The organism is Bacillus sp. OK048, assembly GCF_900103525.1.
In the GTDB taxonomy this organism is placed as follows: Bacteria; Bacillota; Bacilli; order Bacillales; family Cytobacillaceae; genus Neobacillus.
Window position 1 is genome coordinate 1 of record NZ_FNHN01000015.1, and the last position, 18,169, is coordinate 18,169.

The window sequence follows — 18,169 nt, forward strand, 5'->3', positions numbered from 1 at the left end:
TATCTTCTAACCTCATTTAATTAGAAAGGTAATTATCTTAGTTATTAGCACCTATTTTAGCACCTAAATTTCAAGAGTGACAATAACCATTGTCAATCTGTTAGTTAGCACGCTAACGGTTACCTTGTTACATATTTGTGAATAAAGAAGCTACAACTTCTTCAATTAAAGCACCCAATTACTTTAAGTACAATACTTCACAATCATTTTTACGCCTTTATAAACTTAATTTCTTAAATGCGTTATCAATGCAAAATTACACCATCTTAAAGACGAATAGAGCCATAATGATGTCGACCCTCAAAAAGAAACGCAATGATACTCTCATAATAAGGTATAAATTTTTTTAGTTCGATTAGCTTTAAGATTTCCTCTTTTGAAGCCCATTTGGCTGCTTGTACCTCTTCAGTCTGTAATTTCAATTCATTCAAATCAAAGTCATATTCAATTAAATAAAAATCATCAAAGCCACGTTCAAAGTTAATAGTAAATTGTGGACGTATCTTTTCAAAATTATAATGAATCCCCAACTCCTCGAACAACTCTCTTGAAGCAGCCTGCTGACTTGTATCGCCTGCAACCGCACTACCACCACAAGTGATATCCCAAAGGTTCGACCATCCTTGCTTAAAGGGCTGACGCTGCTGAATGAGCATCTCTCCTTTTGAATTAAATATACATACGTGTACTACTAAATGAAACTCGTCTGATGTCATTTCATCTCCACGAGTTATTTGTTTCTCTATTTTATTACGATGCTTATCATATAAATCCCACTTTTCCATTGCTAAACTCCTTATGTATATTTTGATATCAAGATTCTCAGTATACAATAAAATAAATTTATAATAATGAATTTTACAAAAATATTTAACGATTTGGAATAAAGTAGATAAACGTTCCCAAAGCGTCGTTTGGGAACGTTTTTTTACTTAGAGTTAAAAGTCCGCAAAAACTGACTGTACTCCTTGTTAAACTAAACTGCTCGTTACTTCAATAAGAAAAAAGCATTACCGTTGTTCCAGTAATGCACCTCGTTAGTGACATAACGCTGCTACGCAAAAACTCGTAGTTTTAATTAACATCACTTGATTTCAATTTTATCAATCGGTTTATTTTGTAAATAATTACAGATAAATAAGCAACTATTAGTGTGATTAAATAAACAGTTGGCATATCGTTTTTTAAATCAAGATAAATAAAAGTTACTAATAATAACGAGTATACAAAAATCTCAATCCACAATTTTTTCTGCATATAAATTCTCCATTTCCAAATAATATTATTAAACATACCTGCATCTTTAGCTTAAGTACATTCTTTCACAAAGTCTTCTAATAATGAGATCTTTACTACGCAGTATGAGTCTACTACGTAATACAAGAGTTAATCTCACGGGTTTGCATAGCATATGACTGACCTAATTGAAAATCAATCGAATTTTTACAACACTTTTGATTCTAAAAAATACGGTTTATATCTTTTATCACCACAAGGATGGGCAGTGGTAACAGTCTGTCATTCTTTGGTTCACCATTTTGCCATTTGATGGTAAATGCTATATATCAAAGGTGGCACATTTCAATGAGATGTTAAAATGAGATAATTGAAGTATATGACAGATACATTGCAGAAAAACACTTTGTCCATTTTGAAAATTTCAAACTTTAAAATGGTCAAAAATAAACAAGCCTTTTAACATAGTTAGGCTTGTTTATTTTATATTATTGATTCTCTCTATTCCCGGTTTGATTTGTTTTCTCTCTTTCATAATAATATCAAGATATTGTGTAAATTCAGATTCTCCAGAATAGGAAAGACATAAGTATTCTTTTGCTCTCGTCATTCCTATGTACAACAGTGAAACTTCCCTTTCCTTATTCTCCTCAAGCGGAAACGGCATGGAGTCCACATTAACTATAAATACAGCACGGAAATCTAATCCTTTACTGCTATCGATGGTACTAATTTTAACTTTACCATCATCTTTTGCATATGAACGTTTTGAAACGTCGTTCTCCGTGATCCAATAGTAAGGTAATCCTTCATCCTTCAAATTACGCTTGATAATATCAATTATAGGATATTTATGAGTCCGTTTAACACGGTAAAGAATTAAGATGTCCTCTAGCGGGACTTTTTTCTCCATATGTAATTTCTTGATGGAGCGAGCAACAATTCTCATTTCGTCAAAAAAATTAGCTGCCTTTACGATGCCAGGCTCTGGACCTTTTCGTTTTGTGCTCTGGGGGGCAATAATCTCACCTTCGAGTTCACGATTGACCACTTTATTTTTAAACATCGAATGCTTGCGGTAAAAGTCCCAAGCAAATTTTACAATCTGTTGGGTGTTGCGATAATTGATGGACAGAACCTTTGATCTCCCTTGAAAACTTAAGCCCGTATCCTGCACATAGGAACGCTTCCGCTGATAAATTGTTTGAGCGCGGTCCTCGACTAATAATAAAGACTGTGTATCTGCATTAATCAGTAAACTTACTAGTCGGAGCCAGTCCGCTTCAAAGTCCTGCCCTTCGTCAATCAAAACGGCGTCATATGTAGGTAGAATCGCTTCTTTTCTATCTAGTTTTTCTATGATATCTGGAAGCTGCTGCTCCCTTATCCTTAAATCATTCTTTAACCAGGAGTGAAAATTTCTTACAATAATATTCTCATTTTGCACAGACTTAGCATTTGGATCAAAATCAAATAAATCCTCAGGTTCATTGAGCATATGATGGATCATTTGCTGGATCGCATTTGAAAGCGATATATTGTAACAGAGAATGAGAATCTTCCAGTCTGGATTCTGTTTTGATAACATTTTTGCTCGACTTGCTAAGATAATCGTTTTGCCACTTCCCGCAACTCCACGTATTAAGCGATTCTTATCCCCTATCTGTTTAGCTAAATTCTCCTGGTGCAGATCCATGGTCTTAATATCATGCAAGGATAATAGAAGCTGGTCCTGATAAGGTACAGGCGATTTGTATTCAGCACTAATCCGTACCTCTGGAAATAAGTGATATCGAATAGCATTAATATCTTCAAAGGATAGTGGTTCCTTTAATCGAAATGGTACAACAAACATATTCAGGATCTTTTCCATTAGGACTTCTTCAGAAAATGCTTCTTTTTCAGGATCGATTTCATCCCTAGTTAAACAAAGAGTCGGTTCAATAACTGAATATAAACCCTCTTCTATAAAATCCTTCGAATACAATCTAGTAAAAACAACACCATGACCGTAAGGAAACTTTAATTGAAATTTATATTTTCCGTCTAATTGAATCAAACTTTTATCTTTTTTCAACGTATCAACCACATGAAACATATTGTCCCTTGCCTGCTTCATCGGACTTTTTATGACCGCTTGATCTCTAGAGGTAGTAATAATATGCCATTCATCATGGTTAATTTGAAACAGGGTATTCTTGGTATAGTCCTTTACTTCTAACACGACAATGCCAAGGTCAGGCCCGATAATCACAAAATCAGGTCTTCGTCCTTGAATATCAGGTTCAAAATAAACAATGTAATCATCCGGTAAAAAGGTCTTAAGGGTTCGAAAAAACAGCCTCTCCCCTGTTGTCGCAGATGTCCGAATGGTCTCGGGAATCGTAATTGCCATAACAATCGCTCCAAAAATTGTAATTTCCTCCATTATACTACAATTAGGACATTTCACCCATGATATTACAAAAACTTCTAATTACGGAAGAAACAACTGCTATGCTTTGACTACTTTCTACCAAAATTAACAAAATTCTCCCAAAAGTATTGTTTTTTACTATATCTTATTCTATTAATAGTATTATAGGAAAATATGACCAGGCATAAAATGTTAGGACTCACAGAAAGCGGAGTGAATGAATTGTTAAAAGGAATAATAGAAAAGTTTTTCAAATCAACTCAACCTACTAGTACTCCTCAAACTCAATCAATAAGTCAAGCAGACGTGGAGGCATTAGTGGACGCAAAGCTAAAAGAACATGCTGCTGCATTAGAAACCACTCTCGCTGAAAAGGGAAACCAAGTTCTCAGCCAGGATGAGGATTATACGTTATCAGCAAAGCAAATCGAGTATGCGCTTTCGTTGATTGAAAAAGTAAAAGATGAATTTGAACTGGCAATAGAACCGTCCAATCTGACAATTAAAGATTTAAATAGATTAGTTGCCTATAATCGTTATAAGAATAAGGGTACGCTTATTAATCTTGTGAAAAAAGGAGTTTTAACTAGAAAATAGAAAAATTCCTTGGTTACTATAACGAACCAAGGAATTTTTCGATTATCTTTTGCTCAGTTAATAATGTTGAGAGTTAGATATGGTTCGTTTATCACACAACCATACATTTGACGAGCAACATTAGAGTTACTTATACTTTACCGCAATAGCAGAGTTGCTTATATTCAGGGAGCTCGAAACAGTCAGTGAAAAATCGTAACAAAAAGATCTAAATCAAACCAAATGAAACCCAATCATTTTGTATGAGACAGGTTCGTGCTTTCAAGCCTCAGTGAGTGTAGTTTCCTGAAAAGGAAATAGCACGATGAACTACGTTAGTGGATAAGGTAAAGAAACACCTGCGGATGTGTACACCAGTCTGCTGCTCTGTTAGCTACGAGGAAGACCGTTTCCTAGGGTTTGGAAACCAAACACCGAAATAGCATGTCCTGTCCATTGACTTTGGCAAGGAGGAAAATACCCGTAATGGAGGTTGGTCAGAAATGACCCATTGTTTTGTGTTAGATGCGCAAGGCAACAAGTTGTCTCCAACAAGAGAAAATCGTGCATGGTATTTAATTCGGAAACAGAAAGCCACTTTGAAAAGTAAATTTCCAATGGTGATTCAACTAAAAAAGGAAATCTCCGTAGAAGAAATTGACACTACACCGATTCTTCTAGGAATTGATGATGGTTCAAAGTTTGTTGGAATTGCTTTAGTACAAAAATGTAAAACCAAAAATAAACCTGTGTTCAAAGGAACCATTGAACAACGAACAGATGTAAAAGAAAAAATCGCCATAAGACGAGGATATCGTCGATACAGAAGGCAGCATAAAAGATACAGACCTGCTCGATATGATAATCGATCATCTTCCAATCGTGAAGAGCGAATTCCGCCAAGTATTAAACAAAAGAAGGATTCTATTTTAAGAGTGATTAATCCACTGCATAAGTGGATACGAATCGACGGTATTTTCTTAGAAGATGTCTTAATTGATATTCGAGCATTGGAGAAAGGCTATAAACCATACAAATGGGAATATCAACAAAGTAATCGACTAGATGAAAACATTCGAAAAGCAGTAGTGCTTCGTGATCATAATACCTGTCAGGATTGTGGATTGGCAAATGCCCGAATGGAAGTTCACCACATTACCCCAAGACGACTAAATGGCAGTGATTCCATTCATAACTTAATCACGCTATGTTCCACATGCCATCAAAAGGTAACGGGAGATGAGTTAAACCATTGTGAGAGATTCTATCAAAAAGTAAATGGCAGAAGGATCTATTACATTGATGCCATGCATGTGATGCAAGGGAAGACCTATCTTCAAAATGAATTAAAGAAAATTGCCCCATTATCCATAACCACTGGAGGCGATACTGCAAACAAACGCATTGATTGGGGAATTGAGAAGACACACGCCAATGATGCGATTGTTATTTGTCATTCAAAAGTTAGACCTGAACAATGTGAAATCAATAATTGGGTGATAAAACCAATGAGAAAACACTCTAATAAGAAAATAGAGTCGGTAAATGGTTTTCATCACAGGGATTATGTTCAATATACCAAACGCAATGGAGAAAGTTATTTGGCATATATCACCGCTCTTTATCCAGAAAAAAATCAATGTAACATGACCACAATAGAGGGGAAAGTTTTGAAAAGATATGGTCTTTCAAGGTTAACTTTATTATGGCGATTTAACAAAATCTATTGGTTATAAAATCCTAAATATGGAGGTGAAGCCTGGTAATAAAAAAGGAAAATGGTACGCTTTTGTACGTTTTTTGTTACCAGGTATAACATGGATGACAATTCTCCGAAAGATGCGGTGTTAAAGGCGAAACGGTGGCCTAAAGTTAGTATCGCGGCGGGTCCTCGTCATACCGTTGGGCTAAGATCTGGCGGTACAGTTACGGCTATAGGTGATAATAAATATGGCCAATGTGAGGTAAGCGGCTGGCGTGATATGGTGGCAGTCGCGACTGGCAATGTTCATATGGCACCGAACACGGGTAATGCTCATACCATCGGACTTAAATCGAACGGCACGGTGACTGCTGTGGGCTGGAATAAGCATGACCAATGCGAGGTAAGCGAATGGCGCGATATTGTCGCGATTGCTGCAGGGTGGCGTCGTACCGTTGGGGTTAGATCGGATGGAACGGTGGTGGCTGTGGGTCGAGATAAAGAAGGACAATGCAATGTAAGCGAATGGCGTGATATAGTGGGTGTTGCGGCGGGTGATTGGCATACCGTCGGGCTTAAATCGGACGGCATCGTGTTGGCTACAGGTAATAATCGGTATGGCCAATGCAATGTGAGCGGTTGGCACGACATGGTGGCGATCGAGGCGGGTTACCTTCATACCGTTGGGCTTAAATCAGATGGGACGGTGGCACCTGTAGGTTTGAATAAGCACGACCAATGCGAGGTAAGCAGTTGGGGCGGTATTGTGGAGATTGCGGCGGGTAGTTATCATACAGTCGGACTTAAATCAGACGGGACCGTGGTGGCTGTGGGATTGAATAAGCATGGTCAATGTGAAGTAAGCGAATGGCGCGATATTGTCGCGGTTGCAACGGGTTGCGCTCATACCGTCGGGCTTAAATCGGATGGCAACGTGGTGGCTGTGGGTGATAATGAATATGGCCAATGCGATGTAAGTAGCTGGCGTGGCATTCAACTGCCCCACATTAATATTTAAAAACACCGAACCATAAAATGGTTGAATGAGTTAATATGAAGTTTCTGCTCTTAAAATATACGGAGGTTTATTATCGGTAACTTCGCAAAGTAAGGAGTATTAAGGAAAAAGAGTGAATTTGCTTAAATAATTTACTTTCAACCCAAAAATCCTCGCGTCCACTATTGGACCCGAGGATTTTTAGCCTTCCGCTCAAAATGATAATGAAGGCGGTATTCACATATTTCTTTTGTCCATTTGAATAGTATATCTTCACTTTCTTTATCGACATCTAAATTTAATCTAAATAGGTCATTTTCATAAGAAACCAATCCCTTTGAGCTGCCACTCCATTTTGTCATCGGCATTGTAGCGATTAGTTTGCTTACGCCTTTTTCATCATAATTCCATAATTTTTTGGCACCTTTATCGGAGAAATCAATTCTTTTACGGTGCTCTTTCTCCATAAGGTAATGATGAAAAAACGGTGCTACTTCTTTTGATATAACAGGCTTATTCCAATCAGAGCTACCCCGCTCCAGCATTGCTAGCAAAACAACCATTTTATAGCTTTTAGCCATGCCTGTTTTTTCTACTTCCACCAGCCATTTTTCATATCGTTCAAACACTTCCACTTCGTGTTGAGTTAATTCCTCTGCCCACATAAGAAAACCAAAGTATGAATGAAATTCCTGCTTGTACTGCAGAGAATCAGACGCACCTTTTAAATGCAACTCTAAATAAGTGGGTCTCCTTCCAATTTCTCGTTTTAAATCCATGTAATCATGGAACAGCTTCTCACGTCTTGGCTGCCTCTTCCGGAACATTTCTTTGAGAAGATCGATGACATTCACATCAAGATTGATTTCACAGAAATTTGGCAATGTAGGCTGTATATTTCTAGTTTTCCCTTCGCTAGGTTCAGTATCGAATAAGCTTAGCTTAACATCGGCATTTCTATAATTACCAATTAAATCGATGATCACACACGTTTCTTTATCTGGATGTAAACGAAGCCCACGCCCTATTTGTTGGGTGAATACGGTCAATGACTCTGTCGGTCGGACAAATAATAATGTATCTATAGCTGGGATATCCACGCCTTCGTTAAAGAGATCAACGGTCAAAATAATATCAATCTCTCTTCTAGAAAGCTGGGAAATTGCCTCGTTTCTACTAACACCTGTCTGCTGAGAATGAAGACTTACTGTGTGATAGCCGTGATCATTAAAATAATTGGATAAAAAGTCTGCTTGCCTAATGGAAGAACAAAATCCTAAAGTTCTGGTTTGTTTTTTATTCTCCCATGCTCGAAGTACCTTGTGAGCCAACTCTTCTCTTAGTTGTGCCTGAAGTAATTCCTCTTCATCATAGCGATTTCCCAGACAAGTAATCTGACTATAATCTGTATCATCATAAACACCAAAGTATGTAAATGGCGCCAGCCATTTTCGATTAATCGCCTCTAAGAAATCTAATCTAAAGGCAACGTTACCATCACAAATCGCATAAACATCCTTGTTATCATTCCGATCAGGCGTAGCAGTAATCCCTAATAAAAAGCGTGGTTGGAAATAATCTAGTGCCCGCTGGTAGGAATCAGCTGCAGCATGATGGAATTCATCTACAATGATTAAATCAAATTCATCCGGGCGAAATTGCTCAAGATGCTTTTTGATACTAAGTGTATATATCGACGCAAAAATGGCATCAGCTTGACTCTCTTTATATTTTCCATTGTAAATACCATACTGTTTATCGGGCATAATTCTATTAAACGAATCTCTTGCTTGATAGAGAATTTCTTCCCGATGAGCAATAAAGAGTATCTTTTTAAAATTTTGAGCAAAAAATCCAGCCAAATAGGTTTTACCTAGACCGGTAGCCATCACGACAAGGGCTTTAGTATACTCTTCTTCCAGTGTTTTGTTTAACTCCTCCAGCGCTTCAATCTGTGCAAATCTAGGTAGAATCTCTCCATATGAGACCGGTGGATCGAGTACTAAGTCTGGCTGTTCTGGGATTTCCTTTTTTGTTGGAAGCATTAAATCTAATTCCTCAAGCTCTGTCCATTTTCGAGCTAGATTAGGGTGCTTATGTTGATACTCATAATAATTTTTTCGATATTCCTCAAGTGTTTCCTTATTTAACGGGACTGTTTGATCGGCATAATAGATAGTTAGAAACTCCGTTATAGCTTCATCAAAGACTTCCTTTTCGTCACTAACCGCTACGTTCCATTCAACACCATGATTTAACGCTGATTTCGAAAGATTAGACGAACCAATAAACAGAACATCATGTTCATTAGATTGAAACAGATAAGCCTTTGGATGAAAGGAGACACCATTATTTTTCCAAATTCGAATACAAATCCGTTCATCGATGGAAAGTAACTCTTCCAAAGCCTCGGGTTGTGTGATGTACAAATAATCGCCCGTACATATTTTTATATCTGCACCATTATGGGCTGCCTTTTTTAATGCCTCCTTTAAATACCTCACTCCCGACTTCATGACAAAGGAAGATAGCACACAAATAGTAAATGCTCCTTCCATCTTCTCTAATAAATGATTTCCGAGATCTGTGGTAATCAGTTGAACCTTACTCATCCTCAACCTCTATTAAAAAGATTTTCTCTTTGAATCCACCACGCCTTTGCACCTTTTTTTGCCGTACTTCATCCACCTTCTCAAAAGATGCACCATGACATTCAGCAAGCGCATGGATAATTTCCAATAGGTCTGCCAGCTCTTCAATTGCTTCATTATCATTTTCAGCGTTTATGTATTCTTCAAGTTCTTCAAAACTTTTATTTTTAAGTTCTTGTATGTATTCAACATTCTCTAATATCCTTGTAGAGAACTGTTTTCCAGTACTTTCAATTACTTCAGGTATGCGATCACGGACAAGTTTGTTATATACAGGCATTAAATTTACCTCCTAATAAGAATGGGAATATACCTATATTATAGCGAATGAAATAATAAACTTACATTTTTTAAACACTTGTTTGAGTAATAACTGGGACATTGGGTTCAGTCCCCGGTGAGTTAAACCTTTATTTTATCGGGGGACTGATCCGGATGTCGTGACTCAAAAATACAATAAAAAGGCTACTTAATAAGTAGCCTCGGTCCCGATTATCTAATTATGCTAGTACAATCCTCATGATTTCTTACAGCTTCCAACCTATAATACTTAATCAAATACTGATCTATCATTTCCTCTACCTCAGCCATCGTTAGCATATCTAGAATCATGGCACCACCCACGACATTTAGATATTTATTCGCCTGAACAAAGTGATCTCGTTTGATTTGTATGCCTCTTTTCTCCATCTTGATAATAGATTTTAGAATGCCTTTTGTTATATTCCGATTAGAGGTAAAGTTACTAGAGAAAAAGACCACAGCTCTTGCAGAGTAGTCCTTTTCAGTAAAGAAGTCTGTTAACCAATAGGGATTACTAGGGTTAGACTCATCGTAGGTCATATATCCTACCCACCATAAACGGGAAAGGATGTGGACAAATAAAGAGCGTTTACTCCCGTTTTTAAAGAAGAGTGCGGTATTGATTCTCTGATCTTTCTTATCTTTTAATTCATTATTTAAGCGATAATAGGTAAAGTCTCTAAACTGAAGATGTGCTAATCCTGACCAAAGCTTTTCTTGTGTGGCTTGAGAGACAGTCAAGTGCTTCATTGCGTCATAGATGATTTTTACGTTCATTCGGTCACTTACCGCATAATCATTATCAAAATTAAACTCGGGCATATCAAAGTCAATTTTTGACTCTATCACTCTACCCTCTTCACGAAAATACTCGTTAAACCAATCGTTATTTTTGTTATGGTAATGCTCTTTATAAAATTCATAGTTCGTCCGTAAATCCATTAGCGTTTCATCAGAAATAAATGATAACTTCACTTTAATCCTCCAATGTAGTTAGTTTCGCGATTTCTTCGAAACTCGTTCTTAATGGTTTTCTTAATACCATCTGTGCTGCTTTTAAGGCGGATAAGGAATCTGTACCGACATCTTGAATGTTCAAATTATTATCCGCAAAGATCTTCTCCAATACTTGGTACCAAGTGTATCCTTCTAAATCTTCACGGTTATCCTGAAGTTTCGAAAAGACGTATACTAAACTTGGAACAATGACTGTGGATAAAATGGAATTTTTCAATCTTGAATTGGCATTCGATGCATACTGCTTATATTCATATTCCGGTAGTGAAATCGTAATAAAATCAGAATGAATATCCACTTCCATGAATTCATTTTTATTTGATTTCGTGACCTTAGCAATCGAAGGAAGATTTAACTGGTCTAAGTTTTCTTCGAATAACGTCGTTTCAATTGCATCTCCAATTGCGAGTAAATTCCCCTTTTCAAAAGATATAGGAACATCTTTAAACCACTCATTTAAAAGTTCACTTTGATAGTTTTCAATTTTCCCTCTTGCAATAATAAAGGAATGAATGGATATTTTCCCCCGAAGTTCACTAGTTGGAATTGAGATATCCAGCGTCATGTTACTCGTATGATAGGCCTGGCGAAAACTAGTCTGGCCACATTCGATGTGAATCAGATAATGGGTTAACTGTTTTTGAATCAAGTCTTGGATTCCTTGGTTATCCAACGCAAAGTCGGCATGAATCTTTACTTCTCCAAAAGACTCATAGACTTGTATTTTTGTGTTAAAGCTCGAATTCAAATAATCATCGTTATTCATATATAACACTGGGTAAGGATAGGAGGTATTAATCTTCATATAGTTCTACCTCCATTACACAATAATTGGAATAATCAATTTCAACTACAACCATAAAACCCTTATTTTTCTGAAGTGAGTTGAGGTAGATGGTATTGGAATTTACTTTTTCAATCGCTACATTCTGATCATCAGTAGCTGCAGCTTTTATCGGTAAATCATAATCACTTTGCTCCCCAACTACACTAAAAACTAAACGACCTCTTGATAACGTCTTTTCCGGAACAATATTAAACCTATATTTTCCGTTATTTCGATCAACACAAACATATCTCTGTTTAATCTGTACAGGATGTTTACTCGGTTTCCGCTCTTTACGATTTCCCTTATCTCCAGGCTGTTTTTCATCCATCTCATTATTCCCACCAGGATTTGTTGTGCCGGCACCTTCTGTTCCACCACCGCTGTGTTCACCTGTGCCATTGCCACCCTCTTCACCTGTTGGAGAGATACCAAATTCTCCAGCTAACTGCTGTTCGAAGTCCTTTGTGTCTTTCCCTTTTTTCTTCGTTTTTTTAGGTGTCGCTTTTTCCATTTGTTTCGTGATAATCGCTTTTATTGATGAATTTAGAGACTCAGTTTTACTGATAGAAGAAGACTCACTTAGATCCTTATTCGGTAAAAAGTCACTTAACCCAACGGCATCCATTTCATCTGTCACTTTTTCCTGAAAGGTACTTTTAACAGTGTCACGGATGAATTTTCTTAAATCAGCATATACCTTTTTAGCTAACTTTGGGTCCTTTTCATAACGGTCAGGTGCCCACTCATTATGAGCAGGATTCTCCATTTGTTTGAAGATATTATTCATTTGCGTTCCTGTTATCGACACGAGTCCAGTAAAGGAAATACTACCGCTAATATTTTTTTGCTCAAAAATACGCATACCTGTCTTCCGCGTCATCAATACTCTTCTGTTCAAATCTTCTCCATTAAGCAAGAATAGTTCTGCTTCTCCCTCTTCGAAGCGAAAGCCTTTTGGATAGGTCATCGTAGGATATGGGACTCTAATCGTTTTATTTGAGATTAAAAGACTATAGTAATTTTTCAAAATCCGATTTTCTTCATTGTCCTCAAGCTCATATATGAATTGGCCGATATTTTGTTCATTGATTTCAAAATCATTGATTTTAACAACCAATTTCCCCTTAAAGACGGTAATGAAAAAGTTAAAGAGTACGGATTTTTTCACTTCAATTTCCCAATCATCCTTTGGTTCAAAGGCTGTGACATAGATGTCCGTTCCCGTTTCTGTTCTTTGGAAGTTCTCATCTAGATGTAAAAAACCAGGAATCGCTGAAGATTGATTATTTTGTGTATAGTAGCCATTACCTAAAGTAATTTGATTATCGTTTTTCATAAATGACATGATATTGGCCACACCAATATGCGATTGATATCCTGAGGTATCAAAGGAGGAATAGAAAAGCGTTCTCAAATTTGAATTGAGGAATGGTGCTGATTTTCCAATTCCAAAGCTTCCTCCAGAATCTCCTTCTTTATTGGAGGATCCTGCTTCCTTGATCAAGGAAGACCATGGTGAACCTAACTCGCCTTCCTTTGCCCCTTCTAATCCTTTTGTATTAAAATCGCTTATTCTTAAGACTTTCATTTCACTTCGACCTAAGATTGATAATGCATGATCAATAAAATCTTCACTTTTCCGATTGTGGCCTTCCCAGGTATGTTTACAAAGTTTAAAAACATTAATTAGTTCATATCTTCTAGGAAAATTATTGATTGGCATGGAGAAACTATTAAACTCAACCACTACTGGTTTATTCTTATCTTTCACTGCATCCAGTGAGTTTTGACATATCTCTCTTGTTAAAGAGTCTATGGCATTTCCTCTAAATGTCTCCAAACCGGCATTATTGATTGAATTAATCATACCTCCAACAGCAGCCGGGAAATTCCAAAAGGTACTCATGTTTCATCCCCCACAGAAAAATCATTGTATTAAAATACCAATATTAAACAACCATATTTACGTTTCATCCATTTAAATAATATATACACTGATATTAAAATATTAAAATAATAGTACTTTATTCACATTATAACATCTAGCAATATACAATGACAGGTTATGCCAATGTATATCAAAACCTCCCGTTCTAATGAACAGGAGGATTAATTGCCTTCCTCTCTAAATGATAATGAAGGCGATATTCACATATATCTTTATTCCAATGATAGAGGATTTCTTCATCATCCTGAACGACATCAAGGTTTAATTGAAACACATAGTTATCGGATGAAATCAATCCTTTTGTGCTGCCACTCCATTTATTCATCGGCATAGTAGCAATCAGTTTCCTGACTCACTTTCATCATAGTCCCAGAGCTTCTTTGCTCCTTTATCGAAAAAATCAATTCGTTTTCTATGCTCATTTCCATTAGGTAGTGATGGAAAAATGGTGCTGTTTCCTTACGTGTTATGTGTAAAAGCCAGCTTTTAAGCTGGCTTTTGTTGTTTCCTGAAATTTTGGGAAGGTGTTGAAGTTATCCTTTGCCATTTGAATTATAAACTGCCTTTTGTTTTCAACAAAAAATGCGTTAATACTGGGAGGATTAACGCACCATAAGTAAAATGATCTTTTATTCAATTTATGTAAATTCCCACTATACTCTTTTTGGAAACAAATAAATTAACTTATTAATTCATTTTACCAAATTTTGATAATCGCACATAATACATTTAAGTGTCTAAGAATAGCCAAATAAAACGAGCTTTGGGAGCTCGCGTACTTAATATTGTTGATAATCTATTAGAATTACCAAGCTTCAACTTTTATTAAGAAAATATTTCCCAATGATGGAAACAAGGCTATGTATTTTACTTTTTGAAAACTACAAAGCCTTTTTTCAAATTATTTAAGCTCCCTCAGTTAGATACGATTATGTCTCGAATACTCACTTATTCGTAGGATTTCAAAGCACTTAAATAAAAATTTGGGGACCGATGAAATGAGTTGTTCACAGTTTGGCTACATGGAGGGGCTCTATTTTTTTCAAACGGTAAAAATAGCTACCTACAGGAATTCTATTTTAAAAACACAACTTCGATTCCATCTACGAATGTATCTGAAGCAACCATTGAGTCTATTGCCCCAACAAAGTGTTGACCTAGTCTCATAATTTTGTTATTTACTGCATCTGCCTTAACATGCACCATTTTTTTTAGATCCTCAATACTTGTATTGATTATGACATATCCATCAACAATTTCAGTACGTTTTTGTAGGACCCCTGCTAAAATAAAGAATGCAACACCTTTATACATTTGATCCCCTTCGTAAATCATAGGCATAAAACGTTCCTTTAAATCTTGATCATTTCGAATATAATTATATAATTCCCACATTTCTTCGATATGATTTCTAGTACGAACAATAGAAGCATTCATTTTATGATTCTTTAAAGAACCTAAAATTGCACCTTTTGAATTGTACGACCTTTTAGCGTTCTCTATTGTACTTTTATTTGGGCTAATAATATTTACAACCTGAAGAAGTTCACCAACTTCTATACTTCCATCATCTCCCTCATGAAAACTAATATCAGACCTTAGTTCCGGTGAAACACTTTCTTTTATCCACTCGAACATACCAATATGATTTAATTCAGATTCAGAAGACAACTTTTTTGAAGAATTTCTTGATGAAGCAATTTCAGCGGTAAGTTCATCTGGAACACCTGTGTTAATTTCAATTCTAACTGTTGCATCTGCAACTCCATGTTGATTTAACACAAAATAAGTATGCCCACCATTAATGATACCTTGTCGTTCATTAACCTCAAATATTACTTTTCTAGTTTCTTTATCGATTACAGCCTTATATGCAATGATTGATATCCCTTCATTTTTCTTTCTAAAATTTGAAGGGTCATTTTCTAACTGTGTAATCATCGATTTTACATTTTTATTTTTTTTCGAGGGTTTTCGGGGATTGGCACCCAAAGGGATCACAACATCTTTTAATGCACTAGTTTTTGTGGTCATTACAATATACCCATTTTCTAATTCCACTGCATTAAGGTAATCTAAACTAATTGTTTTCCAACTCATTTTAAATATCCCCCTTGTAATAAAAAGTTGATTTAACCTAGATAAATAATCTATACACGTTATACGTCACAACTTTCTAAATTATTTTTTAATACCCAAAAATCATGTCTTCCGGTTTTCAGCATAAACTCCCGAGCTTCCACTGGTGTGTATTCATTAATTTTTGTTATTTTATAAGTATCATAGTATCCATGTTTATCATAAAATTGTTGAAGAACACCATCGAAGATAATGTTATTTGGTAGTTCAATCCATGCATGCGGAAATTGAAAATCCAAGTATAATCCATGTACTAATTTTATATCAGATAATTGTGGATTATTTAATATATACTCATCAGCTTTTTGATAGCATTAATTTGGATAATATTCCTTTGTAACACCTCCTAAATATTTATTTGGAACTTTTACTTCACAATGGGCCAGTTCATCAATAAATTTTCTATGCATTTCCTTTTCTTTACTTGTCAACTACTTCAGCCTCCTAGAATATTCTTACTGTTTTTTTAAAATTTTACATTTCTGCAAAAATAAACACATGTCTAAATGCCCCTACAGCCTCTATCCCATGTAAAAGTGGCATAGATAGTCATAAATGAGAGCAAAATATATGTTGAAGTTAAAGAATAGGTTGTGCGTTTTTCATAGCAAACATTAAAAAGATTTCATTAACAAGGAAGCTTTTTCGGGATAATCATGATTAAATCTAAGTCATTTGTATTTCCAGCTAAATCTTCTTAAAGCGACAAAGTAGACACAGGACGATTATTTTCAATTAAAGCATTTCTGACTCCATTTATACCGCCGCCAGTTCCTCCAAATACAAATCTTCCTTTTTCTAAGTCAAAACTTCCTCCATAGCCATTCCACATCTTATTTTCATGTCTCCAGTTGATATTCTGTAAACCAGAAATATATAACTTCCAGTTAACAACTTCCTCGCTATTAAGGAGATTATTAACATACTTACCAATGCCTTGAAGAGTAACAGCTGTACCAATGATATACTTTTTACGGTCATTACAATCAGCAGGAAGTGCTTTAAATATCTCGTTAAATACATCATTAACAGTTACTTTTAGGTCATTGTAATTTTCAAAATTTAAAGTATTATTTTTATCATTATCGCTTCCTGAAATCATAAAAGAAATTGTATTACGTAGAGTGGAAAGCAACATTAAGTTAGTATTATTTTCGCGTAGTTGTGTCTTTTCTGATTCTACTCCATATTTAACTAAGTATTCATTTTCCCTTGCTAACTCTTTAGCCATAGTTGTATATGGATCGTTATTATCAAATTTTAATGAAGTTGACTTCGTTGGCGTTTTAGCCAAGTTATTTAAATCATGAAATAATTGTTGTTCATATTCAGTATCCATGCTTTCGAAAATAACAACAGGGATGCACATATTTTCTAAGTATTCAAGCTTTTGTTTTAAGCTTACCTTTTCTTCTTCTGATTTCGCGTTTTTAACTTGTTTTCGCATATTATTTAAGGCAAGTTTAATTCCTTCGATCCTGTGCTGACCATCATTAATACTTAATACAGAATTTATATCAATGGTCACTGCCTTTGATTGATCATCATACTGAATTTCTCCACGGCAAGTTGCTGTCACAGCACTTAAAAAACAATAGTTTCTTTTATTAACACCTTTAAGTACATATTCAGCTATTTCTTTTACTCTTGCCTTGTTAACGTTACGTTGTACATCCTGAAATACAACTAGAAATCTTTCAATTGATTTGTAAGGAATCATTGTTGTATATATTCTTTTTCCGAATTGATTACCAGCCGCACCTGAAAAACTAATTCCAATTTCAATATTTGATGTATTCATACCCAACCGCCTCGCTTTTATATTGTTAATTACAATATACAGCGCGCTGGTCATCGCCGTCAATAAAAATTATTTGTTTTTTTCAAAAAAATTTAATTATGCAGTTAAAAACACGCCAATTTAATATTAATACTTGTACTTTTGATAAAATTCCACAAGCATGCTAAAAAATAAAATAAATTAAGATTAAATAAAAACAATAACCGCTTTGTTTTTCATTCAGCGCGCTGAATGAAAAATATCCATATTATTAATTAATTTATTTACAACATTAATAAAACTCCTGAAAAAATAATTTCAAGAGTTTCATTAAGATTATTACCAAAATAATTTTCAGCACGCTGAATTATTTTTGATTAATTGTAGTAAATCCCTATCCTCGTGTCTCTTATTAGAGTTTTCTGATAGGTTTACAACAAAGTCCCTTGTAAAAGCAATTTCCAAGGCATATCTCAATTTTAGATTTCAAAACAACCAAAATAAAAGTCTATTGCCGCAAATATACACACGTAATTCAAATGATTATTGAAGAATCATAGCCATTAAGGGGATGC

General features: G+C 35.5%; 12 protein-coding genes and 1 pseudogene. 3 read left to right on the forward strand and 10 right to left on the reverse strand.

The window, feature by feature from the left end:
• Positions 1-266 precede the first annotated feature (266 nt).
• Positions 267-785 (reverse strand): NUDIX hydrolase, encoded by a 519-nt coding sequence (locus BLR86_RS21480; RefSeq protein ID WP_090766527.1) that lies wholly within the window; start codon positions 783-785, stop codon positions 267-269.
• Positions 786-1,714: 929 nt separating this feature from the next.
• A complete protein-coding gene (locus BLR86_RS21490; protein ID WP_090766834.1) occupies positions 1,715-3,631 on the reverse strand; it encodes a 3'-5' exonuclease in 1,917 nt (638 codons plus the stop codon).
• A gap of 210 nt (positions 3,632-3,841) precedes the next feature.
• Here BLR86_RS21490 and BLR86_RS21495 point away from each other — a divergent pair, with 210 nt between their 5' ends.
• From BLR86_RS21495 to BLR86_RS21505, 3 genes are all read left to right on the forward strand, one after another.
• The gene (locus tag BLR86_RS21495; protein WP_254782403.1) at positions 3,842-4,249 is read left to right on the forward strand and encodes an ABC transporter ATP-binding protein; all 408 of its coding nucleotides are present in this window, start codon (positions 3,842-3,844) and stop codon (positions 4,247-4,249) included.
• Between the two features lie 482 nt (positions 4,250-4,731).
• Complete coding sequence (iscB, locus tag BLR86_RS21500) at positions 4,732-5,964, forward strand: RNA-guided endonuclease IscB (RefSeq protein WP_090766533.1); 1,233 nt, start codon at positions 4,732-4,734, stop codon at positions 5,962-5,964.
• Positions 5,965-6,045: 81 nt separating this feature from the next.
• Positions 6,046-6,948 (forward strand): RCC1 domain-containing protein, encoded by a 903-nt coding sequence (locus tag BLR86_RS21505; RefSeq protein WP_090766840.1) that lies wholly within the window; start codon positions 6,046-6,048, stop codon positions 6,946-6,948.
• Positions 6,949-7,109: 161 nt separating this feature from the next.
• On the opposite strand, the gene BLR86_RS21510 is transcribed toward BLR86_RS21505, so the two are convergent.
• The 8 genes and pseudogenes from BLR86_RS21510 to BLR86_RS21555 all read right to left on the reverse strand — a co-directional run bounded on the left by BLR86_RS21510 (position 7,110) and on the right by BLR86_RS21555 (position 17,615).
• Entirely contained in the window at positions 7,110-9,539 is a 2,430-nt protein-coding gene (locus BLR86_RS21510; RefSeq protein ID WP_090766536.1) for a DEAD/DEAH box helicase family protein, read from the reverse strand.
• Positions 9,532-9,858: a nucleoside triphosphate pyrophosphohydrolase gene (locus BLR86_RS21515; RefSeq protein ID WP_090766540.1), complete on the reverse strand. Its 327-nt coding sequence runs from the start codon at positions 9,856-9,858 to the stop codon at positions 9,532-9,534. Before BLR86_RS21515 ends, BLR86_RS21510 begins: the two co-directional genes overlap by 8 nt.
• A gap of 212 nt (positions 9,859-10,070) precedes the next feature.
• Positions 10,071-10,856, reverse strand: coding sequence for a DUF6339 family protein (locus tag BLR86_RS26670; RefSeq protein ID WP_254782404.1), 786 nt, complete (start codon positions 10,854-10,856; stop codon positions 10,071-10,073).
• A 1-nt stretch (position 10,857) separates the two neighbouring features.
• On the reverse strand, positions 10,858-11,703 hold the full coding sequence (locus BLR86_RS21530; RefSeq protein WP_090766543.1) for a hypothetical protein: 846 nt from the start codon (positions 11,701-11,703) through the stop codon (positions 10,858-10,860).
• Positions 11,693-13,633, reverse strand: coding sequence for a hypothetical protein (locus tag BLR86_RS21535; RefSeq protein WP_090766546.1), 1,941 nt, complete (start codon positions 13,631-13,633; stop codon positions 11,693-11,695). Before BLR86_RS21535 ends, BLR86_RS21530 begins: the two co-directional genes overlap by 11 nt.
• Before the next feature lie 187 nt (positions 13,634-13,820).
• Positions 13,821-14,145: pseudogene (locus tag BLR86_RS26970) on the reverse strand (DNA helicase); the annotation flags it as partial.
• 604 nt (positions 14,146-14,749) lie between these two features.
• A complete protein-coding gene (locus tag BLR86_RS21545; protein WP_090766552.1) occupies positions 14,750-15,775 on the reverse strand; it encodes an AIPR family protein in 1,026 nt (341 codons plus the stop codon).
• A 736-nt stretch (positions 15,776-16,511) separates the two neighbouring features.
• Positions 16,512-17,615, reverse strand: coding sequence for a DNA sulfur modification protein DndB (locus BLR86_RS21555; RefSeq protein WP_090766558.1), 1,104 nt, complete (start codon positions 17,613-17,615; stop codon positions 16,512-16,514).
• Between the last annotated feature and the right edge of the window lie 554 nt (positions 17,616-18,169).

What these genes read in the sequence shown, in the direction of transcription:
- BLR86_RS21510 (WP_090766536.1), bottom strand. Translation starts at nt 9,539, where the DNA reads ATGAGTAAGGTTCAACTGATTACCACAGATCTCGGAAATCATTTATTA.
- BLR86_RS21515 (WP_090766540.1), bottom strand. Translation starts at nt 9,858, where the DNA reads ATGCCTGTATATAACAAACTTGTCCGTGATCGCATACCTGAAGTAATT.
- BLR86_RS21480 (WP_090766527.1), bottom strand. Translation starts at nt 785, where the DNA reads ATGGAAAAGTGGGATTTATATGATAAGCATCGTAATAAAATAGAGAAA.
- BLR86_RS21490 (WP_090766834.1), bottom strand. Translation starts at nt 3,631, where the DNA reads ATGGCAATTACGATTCCCGAGACCATTCGGACATCTGCGACAACAGGG.
- BLR86_RS21495 (WP_254782403.1), top strand. Translation starts at nt 3,842, where the DNA reads ATGTTAGGACTCACAGAAAGCGGAGTGAATGAATTGTTAAAAGGAATA.
- BLR86_RS21545 (WP_090766552.1), bottom strand. Translation starts at nt 15,775, where the DNA reads ATGAGTTGGAAAACAATTAGTTTAGATTACCTTAATGCAGTGGAATTA.
- BLR86_RS21535 (WP_090766546.1), bottom strand. Translation starts at nt 13,633, where the DNA reads ATGAGTACCTTTTGGAATTTCCCGGCTGCTGTTGGAGGTATGATTAAT.
- BLR86_RS21530 (WP_090766543.1), bottom strand. Translation starts at nt 11,703, where the DNA reads ATGAAGATTAATACCTCCTATCCTTACCCAGTGTTATATATGAATAAC.
- BLR86_RS21505 (WP_090766840.1), top strand. Translation starts at nt 6,046, where the DNA reads ATGGATGACAATTCTCCGAAAGATGCGGTGTTAAAGGCGAAACGGTGG.
- iscB (WP_090766533.1), top strand. Translation starts at nt 4,732, where the DNA reads ATGACCCATTGTTTTGTGTTAGATGCGCAAGGCAACAAGTTGTCTCCA.
- BLR86_RS21555 (WP_090766558.1), bottom strand. Translation starts at nt 17,615, where the DNA reads ATGAATACATCAAATATTGAAATTGGAATTAGTTTTTCAGGTGCGGCT.